This is a genomic window from Streptomyces chartreusis NRRL 3882, assembly GCF_900236475.1.
Classification (GTDB): domain Bacteria; phylum Actinomycetota; class Actinomycetes; order Streptomycetales; family Streptomycetaceae; genus Streptomyces; species Streptomyces chartreusis_D.
On the sequence record NZ_LT963352.1, the window covers coordinates 1641257 to 1659120 of the forward strand.

At 72.1% G+C, this 17864-nt stretch carries 15 protein-coding genes; 4 read left to right on the forward strand and 11 right to left on the reverse strand.

Annotated elements, in window-relative coordinates:
• Positions 1 to 89 precede the first annotated feature (89 nt).
• Complete coding sequence (locus SCNRRL3882_RS07385; RefSeq protein WP_010038821.1) at positions 90 to 2762, reverse strand: helix-turn-helix transcriptional regulator; 2673 nt, start codon at positions 2760 to 2762, stop codon at positions 90 to 92.
• Positions 2763 to 3021: 259 nt separating this feature from the next.
• Here SCNRRL3882_RS07385 and SCNRRL3882_RS07390 point away from each other — a divergent pair, with 259 nt between their 5' ends.
• On the forward strand, positions 3022 to 3855 hold the full coding sequence (locus tag SCNRRL3882_RS07390; protein WP_010038823.1) for a class II glutamine amidotransferase: 834 nt from the start codon (positions 3022 to 3024) through the stop codon (positions 3853 to 3855).
• Between the two features lie 24 nt (positions 3856 to 3879).
• Here SCNRRL3882_RS07390 and SCNRRL3882_RS07395 read toward each other — a convergent pair whose 3' ends face one another.
• From SCNRRL3882_RS07395 to SCNRRL3882_RS07420, 6 genes are all read right to left on the reverse strand, one after another.
• A complete protein-coding gene (locus SCNRRL3882_RS07395) occupies positions 3880 to 4389 on the reverse strand; it encodes an O-acetyl-ADP-ribose deacetylase (RefSeq protein ID WP_010038829.1) in 510 nt (169 codons plus the stop codon).
• Entirely contained in the window at positions 4386 to 5795 is a 1410-nt protein-coding gene (locus tag SCNRRL3882_RS07400; protein ID WP_029181103.1) for a phytoene desaturase family protein, read from the reverse strand. Before SCNRRL3882_RS07400 ends, SCNRRL3882_RS07395 begins: the two co-directional genes overlap by 4 nt.
• 150 nt (positions 5796 to 5945) lie before the next feature.
• Entirely contained in the window at positions 5946 to 6791 is an 846-nt protein-coding gene (locus SCNRRL3882_RS07405; protein WP_010038835.1) for an inositol monophosphatase family protein, read from the reverse strand.
• A 117-nt stretch (positions 6792 to 6908) separates the two neighbouring features.
• Positions 6909 to 8735: a gamma-glutamyltransferase family protein gene (locus SCNRRL3882_RS07410; RefSeq protein ID WP_010038838.1), complete on the reverse strand. Its 1827-nt coding sequence runs from the start codon at positions 8733 to 8735 to the stop codon at positions 6909 to 6911.
• A gap of 113 nt (positions 8736 to 8848) precedes the next feature.
• A complete protein-coding gene (locus SCNRRL3882_RS07415; protein ID WP_010038840.1) occupies positions 8849 to 9706 on the reverse strand; it encodes an alpha/beta hydrolase in 858 nt (285 codons plus the stop codon).
• 132 nt (positions 9707 to 9838) lie between these two features.
• Complete coding sequence (locus SCNRRL3882_RS07420) at positions 9839 to 10588, reverse strand: helix-turn-helix transcriptional regulator (RefSeq protein ID WP_010038841.1); 750 nt, start codon at positions 10586 to 10588, stop codon at positions 9839 to 9841.
• 121 nt (positions 10589 to 10709) lie between these two features.
• Here SCNRRL3882_RS07420 and SCNRRL3882_RS07425 point away from each other — a divergent pair, with 121 nt between their 5' ends.
• The 3 genes from SCNRRL3882_RS07425 (at position 10710) to SCNRRL3882_RS07435 (ending at position 12662) form a co-directional block, all read left to right on the forward strand.
• The gene (locus SCNRRL3882_RS07425; protein WP_010038844.1) at positions 10710 to 11246 is read left to right on the forward strand and encodes a DUF2231 domain-containing protein; all 537 of its coding nucleotides are present in this window, start codon (positions 10710 to 10712) and stop codon (positions 11244 to 11246) included.
• Between the two features lie 76 nt (positions 11247 to 11322).
• Positions 11323 to 11778 carry a hypothetical protein gene (locus SCNRRL3882_RS07430; protein ID WP_010038848.1) on the forward strand — a complete coding sequence of 152 codons (456 nt, stop codon included), beginning with the start codon at positions 11323 to 11325 and terminating at the stop codon, positions 11776 to 11778.
• Between the two features lie 215 nt (positions 11779 to 11993).
• Positions 11994 to 12662, forward strand: coding sequence for a hypothetical protein (locus SCNRRL3882_RS07435; protein ID WP_010038850.1), 669 nt, complete (start codon positions 11994 to 11996; stop codon positions 12660 to 12662).
• A 52-nt stretch (positions 12663 to 12714) separates the two neighbouring features.
• Here SCNRRL3882_RS07435 and SCNRRL3882_RS07440 read toward each other — a convergent pair whose 3' ends face one another.
• From SCNRRL3882_RS07440 to SCNRRL3882_RS07455, 4 genes are all read right to left on the reverse strand, one after another.
• Entirely contained in the window at positions 12715 to 14241 is a 1527-nt protein-coding gene (locus SCNRRL3882_RS07440) for an NCS1 family nucleobase:cation symporter-1 (protein ID WP_010038857.1), read from the reverse strand.
• A gap of 140 nt (positions 14242 to 14381) precedes the next feature.
• Positions 14382 to 15404, reverse strand: a complete 1023-nt coding sequence (locus SCNRRL3882_RS07445) for a TIGR03842 family LLM class F420-dependent oxidoreductase (protein ID WP_010038859.1) — start codon at positions 15402 to 15404, stop codon at positions 14382 to 14384.
• A gap of 11 nt (positions 15405 to 15415) precedes the next feature.
• Positions 15416 to 16819, reverse strand: coding sequence for a dihydropyrimidinase (gene hydA / locus SCNRRL3882_RS07450; RefSeq protein WP_010038862.1), 1404 nt, complete (start codon positions 16817 to 16819; stop codon positions 15416 to 15418).
• A 121-nt stretch (positions 16820 to 16940) separates the two neighbouring features.
• On the reverse strand, positions 16941 to 17783 hold the full coding sequence (locus SCNRRL3882_RS07455; protein ID WP_010038864.1) for a nitrilase-related carbon-nitrogen hydrolase: 843 nt from the start codon (positions 17781 to 17783) through the stop codon (positions 16941 to 16943).
• Positions 17784 to 17864 lie beyond the last annotated feature (81 nt).

Genomic DNA, 17864 nt, shown 5'->3' on the forward strand with positions numbered 1-17864 from the left:
GCGGACGGCCTGGAGCGGGCGTTGCACACCCTTGCCTGGCGATGGTCCGCCCTGGCGCGGCGTGCTGCGTCACCCGGTACAGGTGAACCTCACAGCAGCCGCCGTTCGCGGGCGCGGCGCACCGCGTCGCCGCGACGGCTGACCGCGAGCTTGCGGTAGATGCTCTTGAGGTGGGTCTTCACCGTGTTCACGGACACGTGCAGGTCGGCGGCGATCTCCTCCGTCGACCTCATCTCGGCCAGGAGCCGCAGCACGTCACCCTCGCGTGCGCTGAGTTCCTCGACGGCGAGTGGCGGGTGCCGGTCCGGCGTGGTGGGCCGGGGGTCGTGGTGGCCGTCGGGGCGGGCGAGGAGCCAGCCGCCGGCCAGTTCCCGGAGGCGGCCGGTGCTCAGCAGGGGACGGAGCCAGGGGCCGGCTTCCAGGAAGGGCCGGCGCAGGTGCCCGCGCCGGCCGTCCAGGAGGGCCCGGGCGACGAGGCGGCGCGCGGTGACCCAGTCGCCGGTCTCGTGGGCGGCCTGGGCGCGGACCAGCGTGGCGCGCACGGTCACCGCCGGTCCGGGCCGGTCGTCCTCCGGCAGGCTGTCGATCATGTCGAGCGCCCCTTCGACATGGCCCGCCGCGAGCCGGGCACGCGCCGCCTCGACCGCACAGGCCGTCCGGCGGTGTGCGACGCGCTCCACGACGGCTCGGGCCGATTCGGGATGTCCTCGGGCCAGGTGGGCGGCGGACGCGAGCAGAGCGGCGTGGTCCTCCGCCCAGGGTGAGCTCACCGCTGCCGGAACGGAGGCGTCCGCCGCCGCCAGCGCGGCCCGGGCGTCCCCTCGGGCCAGGAGCAGCCGCCCCCGGGTGAGGGTCCGGCCTGCCTCCACCACCGGGTCGTCGGCGAGCGTGCGGGAGCCGGCCGCCGCGTCGAGGAGCGCCTGGGCGTCGTCGAGTTCGTCGCGGTCGATGAGGACGGCGGCCAGAACCAGCGGGGCGATGCCGGACCCGGCCTGCCGGGGCAGGCTGTAACGCTCCGCCTGGCCGGCCGCCGCCAGGGCCTTGTGCTCCGCCGGGCCGGGCCGGCCGTTCAGGTAGTCGATCAGCGCGAGGTGGCCGAGGGCCTCCCACCTGGGCAGCGCCATCGCCGCTCCGCCGGGGTGTCCGGCGACCGCCGACAGGGCGTCGCGGGCGTCGTCGAAGCGTCCGGCCCACAGGCGGGCGGAGCCGAGGTGGGTGAGCAGGAGGGCGGTGACTTCGGGGTGGTCGTCCAGGAGGTGTGGGGGGACGTCCGGCCGGAGGGCCCGCGCCTCCTCGGCGGCTCGCTCCGCTCTGTCCGGCGAGCCGGTCATCCGCGCCGCCAGGGCTTCCAGCAGGGCGCGGCCGAGCCGGACCGGGGCCCGGTCGCCGCCGTTCCGGGCCAGGTCGTCCTGGGCCCGGTGCAGGTGGGGCAGGCCGTGATCGAGATCGTGGCGGGCCAGTTCGCGGGCGGCGCGGACGAGGTCGGGCGCCGGACCCGTTGTCTCGGGGCTCATCCGCGCGAACAGGGCGGAGAGGTCCTCGGCGTGCAGACCGGTGAACAGCTGTCCGATCGCGAGGTCGTCGACCACGGCGTTGGCGGTGAACTCCCAGTCGTCCGCCGCGGCACCCTGGACCAGCGCCTCGTGCAGGGACCCGGACCGCCGCAGCCACCGCGCGGCCCGGGCGCGCAGTTCCGGCTCCAGACCGGGGAAGCGCTCCCGCAGGTGGGCGCGGAGGATCTCCGCGAACAGCGGGTGCAGGCCGTACCACGAGTGGCCGAGGTACTGGACGAAGGCGTTCTGCCGGTGCAGCGACGCCAGGATCGGCTCCGCGTCGGTGCGCAGCGTCAGCGCGTTCACCAGGTCGGGGCAGCAGCGGTCCAGGACGCTGATGCGCAGCAGCAGGTCCTGTGTGCCGGGTGGCTGCCGGTCGAGCACCTCGGCCAGCAGGAAGTCGGCCACCGCACTGTGGTCGGCCTCGAACTGCTTGACGTACAGGTGGGGGTCCGCCACCTGCCGGGCGGCCAGGGCGCACAGCCTGAGGCCGGCGGCCCATCCCTGGGTGCGGTCCACCAGGGCCCGGACGGCGCTGTGGTTCAGGTGCAGACCGTGCCGCGACAGGAGCTCCGCGGCCTCCTCGACGGTGAACGCCAGCTCCGCGTCCCGGATCTCCGTCATCTCGCCCGAGGCCCGGTACCGGTGCAGCGGCAGCAGGGGTTCGGTGCGGGTGACGAGGACCAGACGCAAGCCCTGCCCCGCGTGGCGCAGGACGAACTGCAACTGCTCCGCGATCTCGGGTGAGGTCACCCGGTCGAACTCGTCGAGCACGACGACGGTGGTGTGGTCCCGGCTCTCCAGGTCGGCGGCGAGGCAGGTCAGTGTCCGCCGGTCCACCCGGCCCGCCTGCGCCGGGCAGCCGACCTCGCCTGCCACCGGTACGCCGGCGGCGCGCAGTGCCTCCAGCAGATAGGCCCAGAAGATCCCGGGTGCCTGGTCGGCGGGGTCGGCCGTGAGCCAGACGACCGGTTCCCGCAGGCCTGCGGCCCAGTCGGCGACCAAGAGGGTCTTGCCCGCGCCGGCCGGCCCGTTGACCATCGTCAGGGGCGTCATGAGCGCCTGGTCGAGGTGTGCGGCCAGGCGGGTCCGGCGCAGGAAGCCGGCGGGCCGCTTCGGCAGGGCGAACCGGGTACGCAGCAGCGGGTCGCCCGTGGGGTCGACGCCCGTGGACGCCGGCTCCGCACCAGTCTCCTCGGTCGCGGCCATGGGGCTCCCCACTGCCTGCCGTGTGCCGGATCAGGAACGGCACTCGTTTCCCCAGGATCTCAGTGTTCACTCCGCCGCGCACACCGGCCCGGCCCTCGCCGTTCCCGCGGCAACCACCCGTGGCGGGCGATGCGCCGGCCGCGGGTGACGGGGTTGTCTGGGACCACGCGCCGCCGGCCCGGCGCGCGAGACGTATCCGCACCGACACCTGCGGAGCCGCACGGCACGGCCGAGGCGGCTCGGATCGGGGGTGGCGACCATGTGCCGCTGGCTCGCCTACTCGGGCACTCCCGTGCTGCTGGACGACGTCCTCTACCGGCCGCAGCACTCGCTGATCGACCAGAGCCTGCACGCGCGGATGGGTGTCGAGACCACCAACGGCGACGGCTTCGGCGTCGGGTGGTACGCGTGGCACCTGCGCACCCCCGCCGTCATCCGCGACACCGGCCCGGCCTGGAGCAACCGCAACCTCCGGGAGATCGCCGACCACGTCCGCTCACCGCTGTTCTTCGCCCACGTCCGTGCCTCCACCGGGTCGGCCGTGCAGCAGACCAACTGTCACCCCTTCCGGCACGGGCCATGGATGTGGATGCACAACGGGGCGATCGCCGGGTTCAGCGAAGTGCGCCGGGACCTCATGCTCGCCGTGGATCCGGAGCTGTTCCCGTCGCTGGAGGGCACGACGGACTCGGAAGTGATGTTCCACGTGGCCCTCACCTTCGGGCTGGACGGCGATCCGCCGGGTGCGGTGGCCCGCATGGTGGGGCTCGTCGAGCGGCTGGGACACGAGCACGGGGTGCCGCAGCCGCTCCAGATGACGGTCGCGGTGACCGACGGCGAACGGCTGTGGTTCTTCCGGTACTCCAGCACGGGAGCCTCGCGGTCGCTGTACTACAGCAGCCAGGTGGAGGACGTGCGTGCCCTCCATCCCGATCTCGCGTTCCTGAAGCACATCTCCGACGAGACCCGGCTGGTCGTGTCGGAGCCGCTCGGTGATCTGCCCGGCGTCTGGAACGAGGTACCGGAGAGCAGCTACGGCGTGGTGCAGCCCGGCCGGGACGTGCTGCGGCACTTCGAGCCCGAGCCGGTCTGAGCCGGCCGGCCCGGCCGCGTCGCGTCAGCGGACCCGGTCGGCGAACGCCTCGTACGCCTGCTCGTCGAAGAGCACGAACCTGACCTCCTCGACCGCGGTGTCCGCTGCCCTTACGGTCTCCACCGCGATGCGGGCGCCGTCGTCCACCGGCCAGCCGTAGATGCCCGTGGAGATGGCCGGGAACGCCACCGTGCGGGCGCCGAGTTCGTCGGCGACGCGGAGGGACTCGCGGTAGCAGGAGGCGAGGAGGGCGGAGCGGTCCTCGGTCGTGCTGAAGACGGGGCCGACCGTGTGGATCACCCAGCGGGCGTCCAGGTCGCCCGCGGTGGTGGCGACCGCCTGGCCGGTGGGCAGGCCCTTGCCGTACCTGGAGGCGCGCAGCTTGCGGCACTCCTCCAGGATCGCGGGGCCGCCTCGCCGGTGGATCGCTCCGTCGACGCCTCCCCCGCCCAGCAGCGAGGAGTTGGCCGCGTTGACGACGGCGTCGACGCTCTCGCGTGTGATGTCGCCCTGGACCAGTTCGATGGTGGTCATGTCTGCCTCAGTCGCTTCCAGACGGCCTTCGCCGCGTTGTGCCCCGACATGCCGTGCACGCCGGGGCCCGGCGGGGTCGCCGACGAGCAGATGAAGACGGCCGGGTGAGGAGTGCGGTAGGGGAACAGGGTCGGTTTGGGACGCAGCAGGAGCTGGAGGCCGGAGACCGCGCCGGAGGCGATGTCGCCGCCGACGTAGTTGGCGTTGCGGGCGGCGAGTTCGGGCGGGCCCGCGGTGGCGCGGGCCAGGACGCGGTCGCGGAACCCCGGGGCGAACCGCTCCAGTTGGCGTTCGACGGCGTCGGTGAGGTCACCGGTCCAGCCGTGCGGTACGTGGCCGTAGGCCCAGAAGACGTGCTTGCCCGCCGGGGCCCGGGTGGGGTCGACGATGCTCGGCTGGACCGTGATCAGGAACGGTTTGTCGGGGGCCCGGCCCTCCCGGGACGCCGCGCGCAGGGCCGCGCCGATCTCCGCGCGGTCCGCGCCGATCTGCACCGTGCCGGCGGCGCGGGCCTCCTTCGCGGTCCAGGGCACGGGGCCGTCCAGCGCGTAGTCGATCTTGAAGACGCCCGGGCCGTAGCGGTAGTCCGCGTACTGGTTGCCGAAGCCGGCGATGCGGGCCAGGGCGGTGGGTGAGGTGTCGAAGACGTACGCGCGGGCCGGCGGCAGGTCGTCCAGGCGCTTGACCTCGTAGTCGGTGTGGACGCTGCCGCCGAGGTCGCGCAGGTAGGCGGCGAGGGCGTCGGAGATCGCCTGGGAGCCGCCGCGGGCGACGGGCCAGCCGCGGGCGTGTGCCGCCAGGGCGAAGACGAGGCCGATGGCGCTGGTGGCGAAGCCGCCGAGAGGTGCCATGACGTGCGCGACGAGTCCGGCGAACAGGGCCCTGGCCGGTTCGTCCCGGAAGCGGCGCGTGAGCAGGGTCGACGGGGGCAGGCCGACCAGGCCGAAGCGGGCGAGGGTGACCGGGTCGCGGGGCAGCGCGGTGAGCGGCAGGGACATGAAGTCGCGGGCCAGGACGTCCCACTTGGGCAGGAAGGGCTCGACGAGCCTGCGGTACGCCCCGGCGTCGCGCGGCCCGAAGGAGGCGGCCGTCTCGCCCACCGACCGGGCCAGCACGGCCGCCGAGCCGTCCGGGAAGGGGTGGGCCATGGGGAGCTCGGCGTGCAGCCATTCCAGGCCGTAGCGGTGGAGCGGCAGGGCGCGGAACGCGGGTGAGTTGATGGCGAGCGGGTGCGCCGCGGAGCACGGGTCGTGCCGGAAGCCCGGCAGGGTGAGCTCCTCGGTGCGGGCACCGCCGCCCACGGTGCCCCGGGCCTCGAACACGGCGACGGAGAAGCCGCGGCGGGCCAGCTCCACGGCCGCGGTCAGTCCGTTCGGCCCCGCACCCACTACGACGGCATCGAGCATCGACGGCACCTTCGGACCCCTTCGTCAGCCGACGGCCACTGAGGATCAGGATAGGCCCGGGGACTGACAGTCACCGGCCGCGGGGGGATTCGTGCGGGAAGGACGCCCGGAGCGCCCCTTGAGCGACCGAGTGTGTACGGTCCGTGACAATCATGCTGCGCTCGCCAGCAGTGCCGCCACCCGGCGGGCCGTGGCCGCGTCGCGGGCCGCGGTGAAGGGGAGGTCGTTGCCGCCCGTGATGCGGAACGGCTCGCCCGTGCGGGTCAGGTGGGCTCCGCCCGCCTCCTCGACCAGGAGCAGACCGGCCGCGTGGTCCCAGGCGGCCTCCCAGGAGAAGGCGACCGCGTCGGAGTCGCCCCGCGCGATGGCGAGGTACTCCAGTCCGGCCGAGCCGCACGCGCGCGCTGCCACGCCCTCGGTGCGCAGGCCGAGCAGGGCGCGCTTCTGCTCGTCCGTCGTGTAGTCCGGGTGGGAGGTGGCCACGCGGAGGTCCCGGCCGGGCTCGGGCACGCCGGCGAACAGCCGCTCCCCGTCGAGGTGGGCGCCCTTGCCCCGCTGGGCGGTGGCGAGCCGGTCGCTGGCGGCGGCGTAGGTCCACGATGCGAGCAGGGTGCCGCCCTGGGCCAGCGCGACCAGGGTGCAGAAGGCCGGTTCGCCGCGCACGAACTGCCGGGTCCCGTCGACCGGGTCGACGATCCAGACCGGGGCGTCGCCGCGTATGGCCTCGTAGGACGCCGGGTTGGCGTGGACCGCCTCCTCGCCGACCACGACCGAGCCGGGCAGCAGGGCGCCCAGTGCCCCGGTCAGGTACAGCTCGGCCTTGCGGTCCGCGTCCGTGACCAGGTCGTGCGGGCCGGCCTTCTGGTCGACCTCGTGTGCGGCGAGCCGGCGCCAGCGCGGCATGATCTCGGCGGCGGCCGCCGTGCGGATCGCCTCCTCGACGTCGGACGCGTGCCGTGCGAGAAACTCTTCGATGGTTTCGGTGCTGTCGATCACCCCTCCATCACAGCACGCGGCTCTGACAATCCCCACCCGCCCGGTGCACTCCGGATGGCAGCACGATGAACAGCGACGGGTCCGCGCCGGTTCCGCAGCCGGGTGTACTCGGCGGGATCACCGCCCGACCGCGTAGCCCTGCATGCCGCGCGGGTTCGCCGCCGCCGACAGCACGCCCGTCTCCGGGTCCCGCGCGACCGCGCAGAGCCGGCCCTCCGACCAGGGGCCGCCGACGGTCACCTGGTGGCCGCGTCGCCGCAGCTCCTCGACGACGGCCGGGTCCGTGCGCGCCTCCACGGTGACGCTCCCCGGGCGCATGCCGCGCGGGTAGAAGGAGCCCGGGAAGCTGTCGTTGTGCCAGTTCGGGGCATCGATCGCGCCCTGCAGGTCCAGGCCGCCGCGCACCTGGGCGCGCAGCGCGACCGCCAGGAGGAAGTGCAGCTGCCACTGGTCCTGCTGGTCCCCGCCCGGTGTGCCGAACGCCATGACGGGCAGTCCCTCGCGCAGTGCGATCGAGGGCGTCAGCGTGGTGCGGGGACGGCGGCCCGGGGTGAGGGAGTTGGGCAGGCCCTCTTCCAGCCAGGTCATCTGGAGCCGGGTGCCGAGCGGGAAGCCGAGTTCGGGCACGACCGGGTTGGACTGGAGCCATCCGCCGCTGGGCGTGGCCGAGACCATGTTGCCCCAGCGGTCGACGACGTCGAGGTGGCAGGTGTCGCCGCGGGTGGCCCCGTCGTCGCCGACCTCAGGTTCGCCGGGCACGGGGGACGCCGGGCTCTTCGCGACGGTCGGTTCGCCGATGCCCGGGGCGGCGGCACCCTCCTGGGCGGTGGCCGCCACGCGCGCGTGCGCGCACAGCCGCGGGGTGCGTCCGCCGGGGCTGCCGGGCCGCAGGTCGAGGGAGGCCCGCTCGCCGACGAGAGCGCGGCGGGCCGTGTTGTAGGCGCCGGACAGCAGGTCGTCGAGCGGCACGCCGGCGGCGTCCCCGTACCAGGCCTCCCGGTCGGCCATGGCGAGTTTGCAGTTCTCGACCAGCAGGTGGACGTAGTCGGCGGAGCCGTAGCGGGGCAGTTCGGGCGGGAGCAGGGCGAGCTGCTGGAGGAGGACCGGGCCCTGGCTCCAGGGGCCCGGCTTGCACACGGTCCAGCCGTTCCAGTCGTACGCCGCCGGTGTCTCGTAGGTCGCGGACCAGCCGGCGAGATCGGCGGCCGTGAGGGTGCCGGCGTGGTGTGCGCCGCTGGTGTCCATGGTGGGCTGCCCGGCCTGCCGTACCAGGGCCTCGGCTATGAAGCCGGAGCGCCACACCTCCCGCGCGGCCTCGATCCGGGCCTCCCGGTCCCCCGCCCCCGCGGTCTCGGCGAGCAGGCGCTTCCAGGTGGCGGCGAGCGCGGGGTTGGCGAAGAGCTCGCCCGGGCGGGGCGCCTTGCCGCCGGGCAGGTAGACGTCCGCCGACGAGGTCCACTCGGTCTCGAACAGCTCGCGCACGGTCTCGACGGTCTCGCCGACGCGTTCCACGGGCGGGTGCCCGTGCTCGGCGTATCCGATGGCGTACTTGAGGACGTCGGCGAGGGACTTGGTGCCGTGGTCGCGCAGCAGCAGCATCCAGGCGTCGAACGCGCCCGGCACGGCGGCGGCGAGCGGCCCGGTGCCGGGGACGAGGTCCAGGCCGAGGGCCCGGTAGTGCGCGACCGTCGCCCCGGCCGGTGCGACGCCCTGCCCGCACAGCACCCGCACCTCACCGCCGGCCGGCGCGAGCAGGATCGGCACCTCGCCCGCCGGGCCGTTGAGGTGCGGCTCGACGACGTGCAGCACGAACGCCCCCGCCACGGCCGCGTCGTAGGCGTTGCCGCCGTCCTCCAGGACGGCCATGGCCGACTGCGAGGCGAGCCAGTGCGTCGAGGACACCATGCCGAAGGTGCCCTGGAGGGTGGGGCGTGTGGTGAACATGCGGTCCTGCACCTCGCTGTCTCTCGCCTCTCCCCCCGCTCCCCCAGCAGGCTATCGATCGCCCTGCGCCCCTTCTTACCCGCCTGGTGGCAACAGGGCCAGATCCCTGCCGGTCAGCCGCCTTGTCCCGCTTCGTGGGCCCGAGCAGTCAGGCACTCCTCCGCAAAGGCCAATGCTTTGAGGTGGTAGGCGCGGGCAGCCCAGCCGAGGCTGATGTTGTGGCCGGCGTGCGGGAGATGGTCGACGACGACCCGTGGGGCTGCGGACAGCCGTTCGACAAGGTCGGCGACGTCCTCGTCCTCACAGCCCCACCAGGCCTCATGTTGCGCGAAGGTGAGCCGGACGGGGACGCCGACTCGCGGCAGGATCGCCGCCGACAGCCGCGTCCAGCCCGTCACCGTGCTGAGCTCCCGGGCCGGCATGGGCGCCACGACCGTTTGACTCATCCGGAACGTGTCGGACGGATACAGGTTCAGGGGGCCCCAGTTCCGGTGCCGCAGCCCCTCGCCGCGGTCGGGGCCGAGCCGGCCGGCGGGCACGGCCAGTCGGCGACCGCACCCGGAGACATCGACACCCAGCAGTGCCGACGCGTCACAGCCGGCGGCCACAGCGAAAGCGACCTTGGCACCGAAGGAATGTCCCAGCACCAGCGTGCCGGCACCGGGGGCGTGGGCGGCAGCGAAGGCGGCGATCGCCGCGCGCACGGTGACGGCCTGCGTGCTGAGTCTCTGCCCGCCCGGAAAGCGGACGGCGGACGCCCCGTAGCCCGGACGGTCCAGTGCCAGCACCGTGTGGCCAAGGCGCGCTCCCAACGCCAGCAGGGACACGTCGGGGTGCGCCTGGCCGTCGAAATACCCGGCATTCATACCGCCGCCGTGCAAGGCGACGATCACAGCGCGCGGCGAGTGTGCCGGCTCACTCAGCAAGCCCGAGAGGGTGATGCCGTCCGCATCGATCGTGACCGGGCGCACCCCGGGGGACAGCTCCCGGTGTTGTGGTGCCGACACGGGCTGTGACGTCCGGACGGCAGGCTGCACATACATGATTCCCAGCCTGCCCCGTGGGCCGGTCGCCGCCGCCTCGATGCGGCCATATGCAGTACCTCATGGGCTCGGCGGCGGTTCGCCGGGATCCGCGCCGTCGGGGCCGAGTCGAACGCAGCATTCCCCGGGCCGGGGGGCCAGAACGGCTTGGACGCCGCCGATGCGGAGGCCGTCGAGGTAGCCGGTGAGGAAGGCGTGGTTCATGCCGCACACCAGGTCGGGGGCCTTGGCGGCGAGGGGGTGGAAGGGACAGTTGCGCAGGCGCAGGTGGGTGGGTGTTTCGCGGACGGGTTCGTAGCCGTGCTCGTCGAGCATGCTCTCGCAGGCGGTCAGTCCGCGTTCCGCGCCCAGGCGGCCGGGGCGCGTCCGGTCCCGTTCGGCCTCGCCCATCTGTCGTCCGCGCTGTCCGGCGGTGCGCACCGCCGCCTGTGCGGCGTTCTCGTCGGTGCCCTCGGTCAGGACGGCGTCCAGGAGCAGGTCGGCCAGGAGTTCGTGGCGCCGGTCGGGGATGCTGACGGTGAGCTGGGTGTCGGTGGGTTCGTAGACCTTGGGCTGCCGGCCGACCTTGCGGATGCCGCCCGGGGTCTCGTAGCGGGCGCGCAGAAGGCCGGCGTCGACGAGTTTGTCGAGGTGGAATGCGGCGAGCTTGCGGGATATGCCGACGCTGGCGGCGGCCTCGTCGCGGGTGACCGCTCGGCGGGCGCGCCGGATGAAGGCGAACATGCGCCGTCGTGAGTCCTCGCCGAGGACGCTCACGGAGTCGATGGCGGCATCGGCCGCACGCGTCGGCGGTATCGGATCGGAAGCCACGGGACCAACGGTAACCCCTGCTCGCGTGGGTACTCGTGGGCTTTGAGCGCCTGGGACCTGGGCGTCTTGACGCGTAGACCTAATAAGACCAAGACTTATTGGTGAAACTACGGAGGTCGCGATGGTCAGTGAGTCTCAGCTGCAGGCGAAGCGGCCGGTCAGTGCCGCGCTCGCCGGCCCGTACGGTCATCCGTTCCACCCCATCCTGGTGACGGTGCCGATCGGCGCCTGGGTGGCGAGCCTGGCGTTCGACATCGCCTCGCATGCGGTGGACGATCCGGCGTTCCTGACCCAGGGCTCGGAATGGCTGATCGCTGTGGGGGTGATCGGTGCGCTGCTGGCCGCCACGGTCGGCTTCCTCGACCTGTTCGCGATCCCCACCGGAACCCGCGCGTTTCGCACCGGCCTGGTGCACATGACGCTGAACCTGGGCGTGACCGCCGCCTACGTCGTCAACTTCGTGTGGCGGTACGGCACCTACACCGACGGCGGCAGTGTCGGCGTCGGCAGGCTCGTGCTGTCCGCGGTCAGCCTGGCGGCTCTGGGTGTCTCTGGGTTCCTGGGCGGCAAGCTCGCCTACCGCTACGGCGTGCGGGTCGCGGACGAGAGCACGCAGGCCGAGGGATACGGGCCGCGCGACGTGGGCCGACCCTCGTGACGCCCGCCCCCACACCCCTCTCGACGGCCGGTGCCAGCCGACCGCCCTCCACCTTTCCATCGTCGGGGAGTTCCTCATGGACATCGCCGCACTGATCGCCTGGGTGGTCACCGCCCTGGGCGGCTTCTACCTGCTCGGCACCTGGATCCAACGCGGCGGGATCCGGCAGCAGCAGTCCGGCACCAGCCGCCTGCCCGCACCGGTGATCTTCGGGCACTTCGCCCTGGCCGCGATCGGCCTGGTGGTGTGGATCATCTATGTCGCGGCCGACAAGGACGCCCTGGCCTGGACCGCGTTCGGTCTGCTGCTGCCGGTCGCCCTGCTCGGCTTCACGATGCTGGCCCGCTGGATCCCCGTCTACCAGTCCCGTTCCAGGGCCCAGGCCACCCCGGCCGCCACCGCTCCGGGCACGGACGGGACCGTTCCCGCCGAACGGCACTTCCCGCTGCCCGTGGTCGTGGCGCACGGCCTGCTCGCCGTCGCCACCCTCGTCCTGGTCCTGCTCACCGCCCTTGGCGTCGGTGGCAGCTGACGCGAACGAGCCTCCGCACCGGACCGTATGGCAGCCGCTCCGGGACGCCCGACGTCCCGCGCAAACCCCTCACTCATCGTCGAACCGGCCGAAACCTTGACCGTCGACAGTGAGTCACCGTCACCGCGCAGGCACGGAGCGAGTTCGCCCTTCCGCGTCACAGGGAGTCATGTGAAACTGTCGTCCCGTCCGCCGTCCCCCACGAGAAGGGCGCCGTGCGTTCCCTACCTCTGCCCCTGGCCCTGACCGCACGCCTGTCCCCCGTGGCCGTGCTCGCCGCGGCGGGCTGGGCGCTGTCGTCCGGCCCGCTCGCCGCGCCGCAGGCCGCCGAGCACAAGCCGGCCGACGAGAAGACCGAGACCCAGTCCGCGTCCGCCCCGTCGACCTCGACGGAGTCGAAGGCCTACGCGGCCGCGCCGGCGCCGTGCGAGAGCGTCGCCAAGAAGACGGTCGAGTCGCTGGTGCCGGGTGCCAAGACGGCCGGGAAGGAGATTCCGTCCACGGACTCGGACTTGCGCCGTACCTGCTCCTGGAACGCCCTCAAGGGGTACGACTACCGCTGGCTCGACGTGTCCTTCGAGGTGATGGAGTCGGACGAGGCGGCGGGGAAGGCCTACAAGGGGCGCACCGAGGAGAAGAGCGGCGGCGGCCCCGTCCCCGGTCTGGGCGACACCGCGTACTCCATCGTCAACCTCACCACCGAGGACAAGCAGCAGACCCGCGAGGGCCAGGTGTTCGTCCGCGCCTCCAACGCGCTGGTGATCGTCACGTACAACGGCAGCGACTTCGAGTCGAAGAAGGCGCCGAGCACGGACACGATCAACAAGGGCGCCATCAAGGCCGCGAGGGAAGCGGTGGCCGCGCTGGAGGGCGGCAAGGGCTGACCGTCCTCCAGCATCCGCGTCCGCGTCGTGTCCGTGTCGTGCGCGTGCCGGGTCAGACGGTGGCCCGGTTCCCGCCCCGTGCCGCCATCAGCACCAGGTACAGCACCATCGACGTGCCCAGGCCCACCGCCCAGCCGTAGTCGGCCAGATCGGCCAGTGCCGGGATGGGGCGGCCGTCGATCAGCGGCTTGAAGCTGGCGCCGCCGACGGCGAGGACACCGCCGGCCACGAAGGCGACGACGGCCCGCCAGTTCCAGCCGCCCTCGTACCAGTAGCGCCCGCCCGTGCGGTACAGGTCGGCCAGGTCGAGCCGGGAGCGGCGCAGGATCCAGTAGTCGGCGATGAGGATGCCCGCGACGGTGCCGAGCAGGCCGCCGACCAGCCCGAGCCAGGTGAAGATGTAGCCCTGCGGGTCGGAGTACAGCTTCCACGGGAAGATCAGCACACCGAGGACGCAGGTGGCGAGCGCGCCCGCCCGGAAACTGATCTTCCGCGGCGCGATGTTGGAGAAGTCGAACGCCGGTGAGACCAGGTTGGCCGCGACGTTGACGGACAGCGTGGCCACCAGGACGGTGACGAGGGCGAACAGCAGGCCCACCGTGTTGTCGGTCCTGGCCGCGAGCTGTACCGGGTCCCAGATCGCCTCGCCGTAGACGGCCTGCGAGCCGGAGGTGACCATCACGGACAGGAACGCGAACAGCGTCATGGTCGTCGGCAGACCGAGGGCCTGACCCCACGTCTGTGCCTTCTGGCTCTTGCCGTAGCGGGTGAAGTCGGGGATGTTCAGCGACAGCGTCGACCAGAAGCCGATCATGCCCATGAGGGCGGGCGCGAACAGCTTCCAGAAGTCGGCGCCCCAGCCGAGCTTGGACGGCTGGTCGAACAGCGGGCCGAAGCCGCCCGCCTTGTCGCTCATCCACCACAGCATCACGAACGCACCGACGAGCACGAACGGCGCCGCCCAGTTCTCGAACCGGCGGATGGTCTCCATGCCGCGGTAGATGATGACGACCTGGAGCGCCCAGAAGATCGCGAACGACAGCCACATCGTCCAGGCGTAGCCACCGACCTTCGCCGCGTCCGCCCAGCCGCTGCCGATGAGCTTGCCGGCCAGGAAGTAGATGGCCTCGCCGCCGATCCAGGTCTGGATGCCGAACCAGCCGCACGCCACCAGCGCCCGTACGACGGCGGGCAGGTTGGCCCCGCGGATGCCGAAGGAGGCCCGGGCGAAGACGGGGAAGGGTATGCCGTACTTGGGCCCGGCGTGCCCGGTGAGCAGCATCGGTATCAGCACGATCACATTGGCCAGGGCGATGGTGAACACCGCCTGCTTCCAGTCCATGCCGACGGCGATGAGACCGGAGGCCAGGGTCCAGGAGGCCGTGTTGTGGGCCATGCCGACCCACAGCGCGGAGAAGTTGTACGTCGTCCAGGTGCGCTTGTCGACGGGGACCGGCAGCAGGTCCTCGTTGGCGTAGGGCCCGGTCGGCGCGGGGGCGCCCGGGGCGATCTCCACCCGGCCGTCGGCGAGGGTGACTTGGGTGGTCGGCGGTGGGGCCGTGGGAGCGGTGTCGGTCATGGGCCAGGCCAATCAGGGGAAGTGGGTCGGGAAAGGCCATGCGGGTGGCGCCGATGGGGGGTGCGCTCGACAAGCGTCCTGGGCCCCCTCCCCGGGCCGCCGGGAAGGGGGAGTTCGAAGGGGGTGCCGCGGGGAGGAGGTCAGGCGTTGACGGCGGGGATCACCCGCGATCCGTAGGTGTCGATCACGGCTTCCTGCGCGTCGTGCATGTCGTAGACGGCGAACTGGTCCACACCGAGGGCGCGCAGCGCGTTCAGCTTCTCGACGTGCTTCTCGACCGGGCCGATCAGACAGAACCGGTCGACGATCTCGTCGGGCACGAACTGGGTGTCCGGGTTGCCGGCGCGGCCGTGGTGGGAGTAGTCGTAGCCCTCGCGCGCCTTGATGTAGTCGGTGAGTTCGTCGGGGACGGCGGCCGAGTGCTCGCCGTACTTGGACACCAGGTCGGCCACGTGGTTGCCGACCATCCCGCCGAACCACCGGCACTGGTCGCGCGCGTGGGCGAGCGCCTCGGGCGAGTCGTCCTCGGTGACGTAGGCCGGGGCGGCCACGCAGATGGTCACCGCCGACGGGTCCCGGCCGGCGGTGACGGCCGCGTCCTTCACGGCCTTGACCATGTACTCGGTCAGGTACAGGTCGGCCAGCTGGAGGATGAACCCGTCGGCCTCCTCGCCGGTCATCTTCAGGGCCTTGGGTCCGTACGCGGCCATCCACACGGGGAGTTCTGCGCCCGGCCCGATCCACGGGAACCGGACGACCGTGCCGCCGCCGAGGTCGGCCTCCTGGCCGCTGCCGAGGGCCCGGATGACCTTCATGGCCTCGCTGATCCGGGCCAGCGTGTTGGGCTTGCGGCCGGCCACGCGCATCGCGGAGTCGCCGCGGCCGATGCCGCAGACCGTGCGGTTGCCGAACATGTCGTTGAGGGTGGCGAAGGTGGAGGCGGTGACCTCCCAGGTGCGGGTGCCGGGGTTGGTCACCATCGGCCCGACCTTCAGTTTCGTGGTGTTGGCCAGGATCTGGCTGTAGATCACGAACGGCTCCTGCCACAGCACGGCGGAGTCGAAGGTCCAGCCGTACGAGAATCCGTTCCGTTCCGCGCGTTTCATCAGGCTGATCACCCGCGAGGCCGGCGGGTCGGTCTGCAGGACGAGTCCGAAGTCCATCTGCGCCACTCCTAGTTGAGGTACTGACAGGTGGAACGCGGGGTGAAGACGCCGTGCCCGGCGTGCCCGGTGTACTCCCGCTCGGTGATGACCGGTACGCCGCGCGAGAGGACCGTCTCGACCCGGCCGGTGACGCGCTTGCCCTCGTACGCCGAGTAGTCGACGTTCATGTGGTGGGTTTCGGCCGACATGACCTGCTCGGCGTGCGGGTCGTAGATGACGACGTCGGCGTCGGCGCCCGGCGCGATGGTGCCCTTCTTCGGGTAGAGGCCGAACATCCGGGCCGGGGTGGCGCAGGCGATCTCGATCCACCGGCGGCGCGAGATGTGCCCGTCCAGGACGGCCTGGTGGAGCAGGTCCATACGGTTCTCCACACCCGGCAGACCATTGGGGATCCTGGAGAAGTCGCCGCGGCCGAGTTCCTTCTGCCCCACGAAGCAGAAGGGGCAGTGGTCGGTGGAGACCACCTGGAGGTCGTTCGTCCGCAGTCCCTGCCACAGCTTGGCCTGGTGCTCCTTCGGCCTGAGCGGGGTGCTGCACACGTACTTCGCGCCCTCGAAGTCCGGCTCGGCGAGGTTGTCGGTGGACAGGAACAGGTACTGCGGGCAGGTCTCGCCGAAGACGTTCAGCCCCTCGTCGCGGGCCCGCGCCAGCTCGGCGACCGCCTCCGTCGCCGAGACGTGCACGACGTACAGGGGCGCGCCCGCGACCTGCGCGAGCTTGATGGCGCGGTGGGTGGCCTCGGCCTCCAGCAGGGCCTTGCGGACCTCGCCGTGGTAGCGCGGGTCGGTCTCGCCGCGGGCCAGCGCCTGCTCGACCAGGACGTCGATCGCGATGCCGTTCTCGGCGTGCATCATGATCAGGCCGCCGTTCTCGGCGGAGCGCTGCATGGCGCGCAGGATCTGGCCGTCGTCGCTGTAGAAGACGCCCGGGTAGGCCATGAACTGCTTGAAGGAGGTGACGCCCTCCTCGATCAGCAGGTCCATCTCCTTGAGCGTCTCCTGGTTCACGTCGGAGACGATCATGTGGAAGCCGTAGTCGATGGCGCAGTTGTGCTCGGCCTTGGCGTGCCAGGCGTCGAGGCCCTCGCGTAGGCTGTGCCCGACGCTCTGCACGGCGAAGTCGATGATCGTGGTCGTGCCGCCCCAGGCGGCGGCGCGGGTGCCGGTCTCGAAGGTGTCGGAGGCGAAGGTGCCGCCGAAGGGGAGCTCCATGTGGGTGTGGGCGTCTACGCCGCCGGGGATGACGTACTTTCCTGTGGCGTCGATGACTCGGTCGGCGGTGAATGTTTCGGCGGCGGGTGTGCCGGTGGCTGCGAGGGCGGCGATGCGGCCGTCCTCGATCAGGACGTCGGCGTGGATCTCGTCGGATGCGGTGATGACGAGGCCGCCGCGGATGACTGTACGGCTGCTCATGTCGTGGTCGCTCCTCGCGGTGGATGCGTGCCGGTTGTCGGTGGTTGCTCGCGCCCGCGCGGCGGTAGCCGCATGTCGAATACGGCCCCGCGCCCCTTAAGGCGTGTCCCCAGCGGGCGTTTCAGGGTGCTGTCAGTGGCCCGTACGCCCCCGGGGCCCTGTCCCGGTAGAACTGCCAGCGGTCGCGGACCTCGCGGAGTTTGGCCATGTCCAGGTCGCGGACCACCAGTTCGGGTTCCTTGTCGCTCGCCACCTCGCCGACGAACTGGGCCTCCGGGTCGACGAAGTACGACGTCCCGTAGAAGTCGTTGTCGCCGTACTCCTCGACCCCCACCCGGTTGATCGCGCCCACGAAGTACTCGTTGGCGACGGCAGCCGCCGGCTGCTCCAGCTGCCAGAGGTAGCCCGACAGGCCGCGGGAGGTGGCCGAGGGGTTGAAGACGAGTTCGGCGCCCGCGAGGCCGAGTGCGCGCCAGCCCTCGGGGAAGTGGCGGTCGTAGCAGATGTAGACGCCGACCTTGCCGACGGCGGTCTCGAAGACCGGCCAGCCGGAGTTGCCGGGGCGGAAGTAGAACTTCTCCCAGAAACCCCTCACCTGCGGGATGTGCGTCTTGCGGTACTTGCCCAGGTAGGAGCCGTCCGCGTCGATCACGGCGGCGGTGTTGTAGAGGACGCCGGGCTGCTCTTCCTCGTACATCGGCAGGACCAGGACGATGCCAAGTTCCTTGGCGAGGGCCTGGAAGCGGCGGACGATCGGGCCCTCGGGGATCTGCTCGGCGTACTCGTAGAAGGCCGGGTCCTGGACCTGGCAGAAGTACGGTCCGTAGAACAGCTCCTGGAAGCACAGGACTTGGGCACCCTGCGCGGCCGCGTCGCGGACCGCCTGCTCGTGGACCTGGATCATCGACTCCTTGTCGCCCGTCCAGGCGGTCTGGAAGACGGCGGCACGGATCACTCGGCTCATCGGGACCTCCGGTCGCTCGGTGTGCCGTGAGCCTAGGAAGCCGGGAAGCGCACTTTGAGTTGCACCGTGTCACGTCTGCGG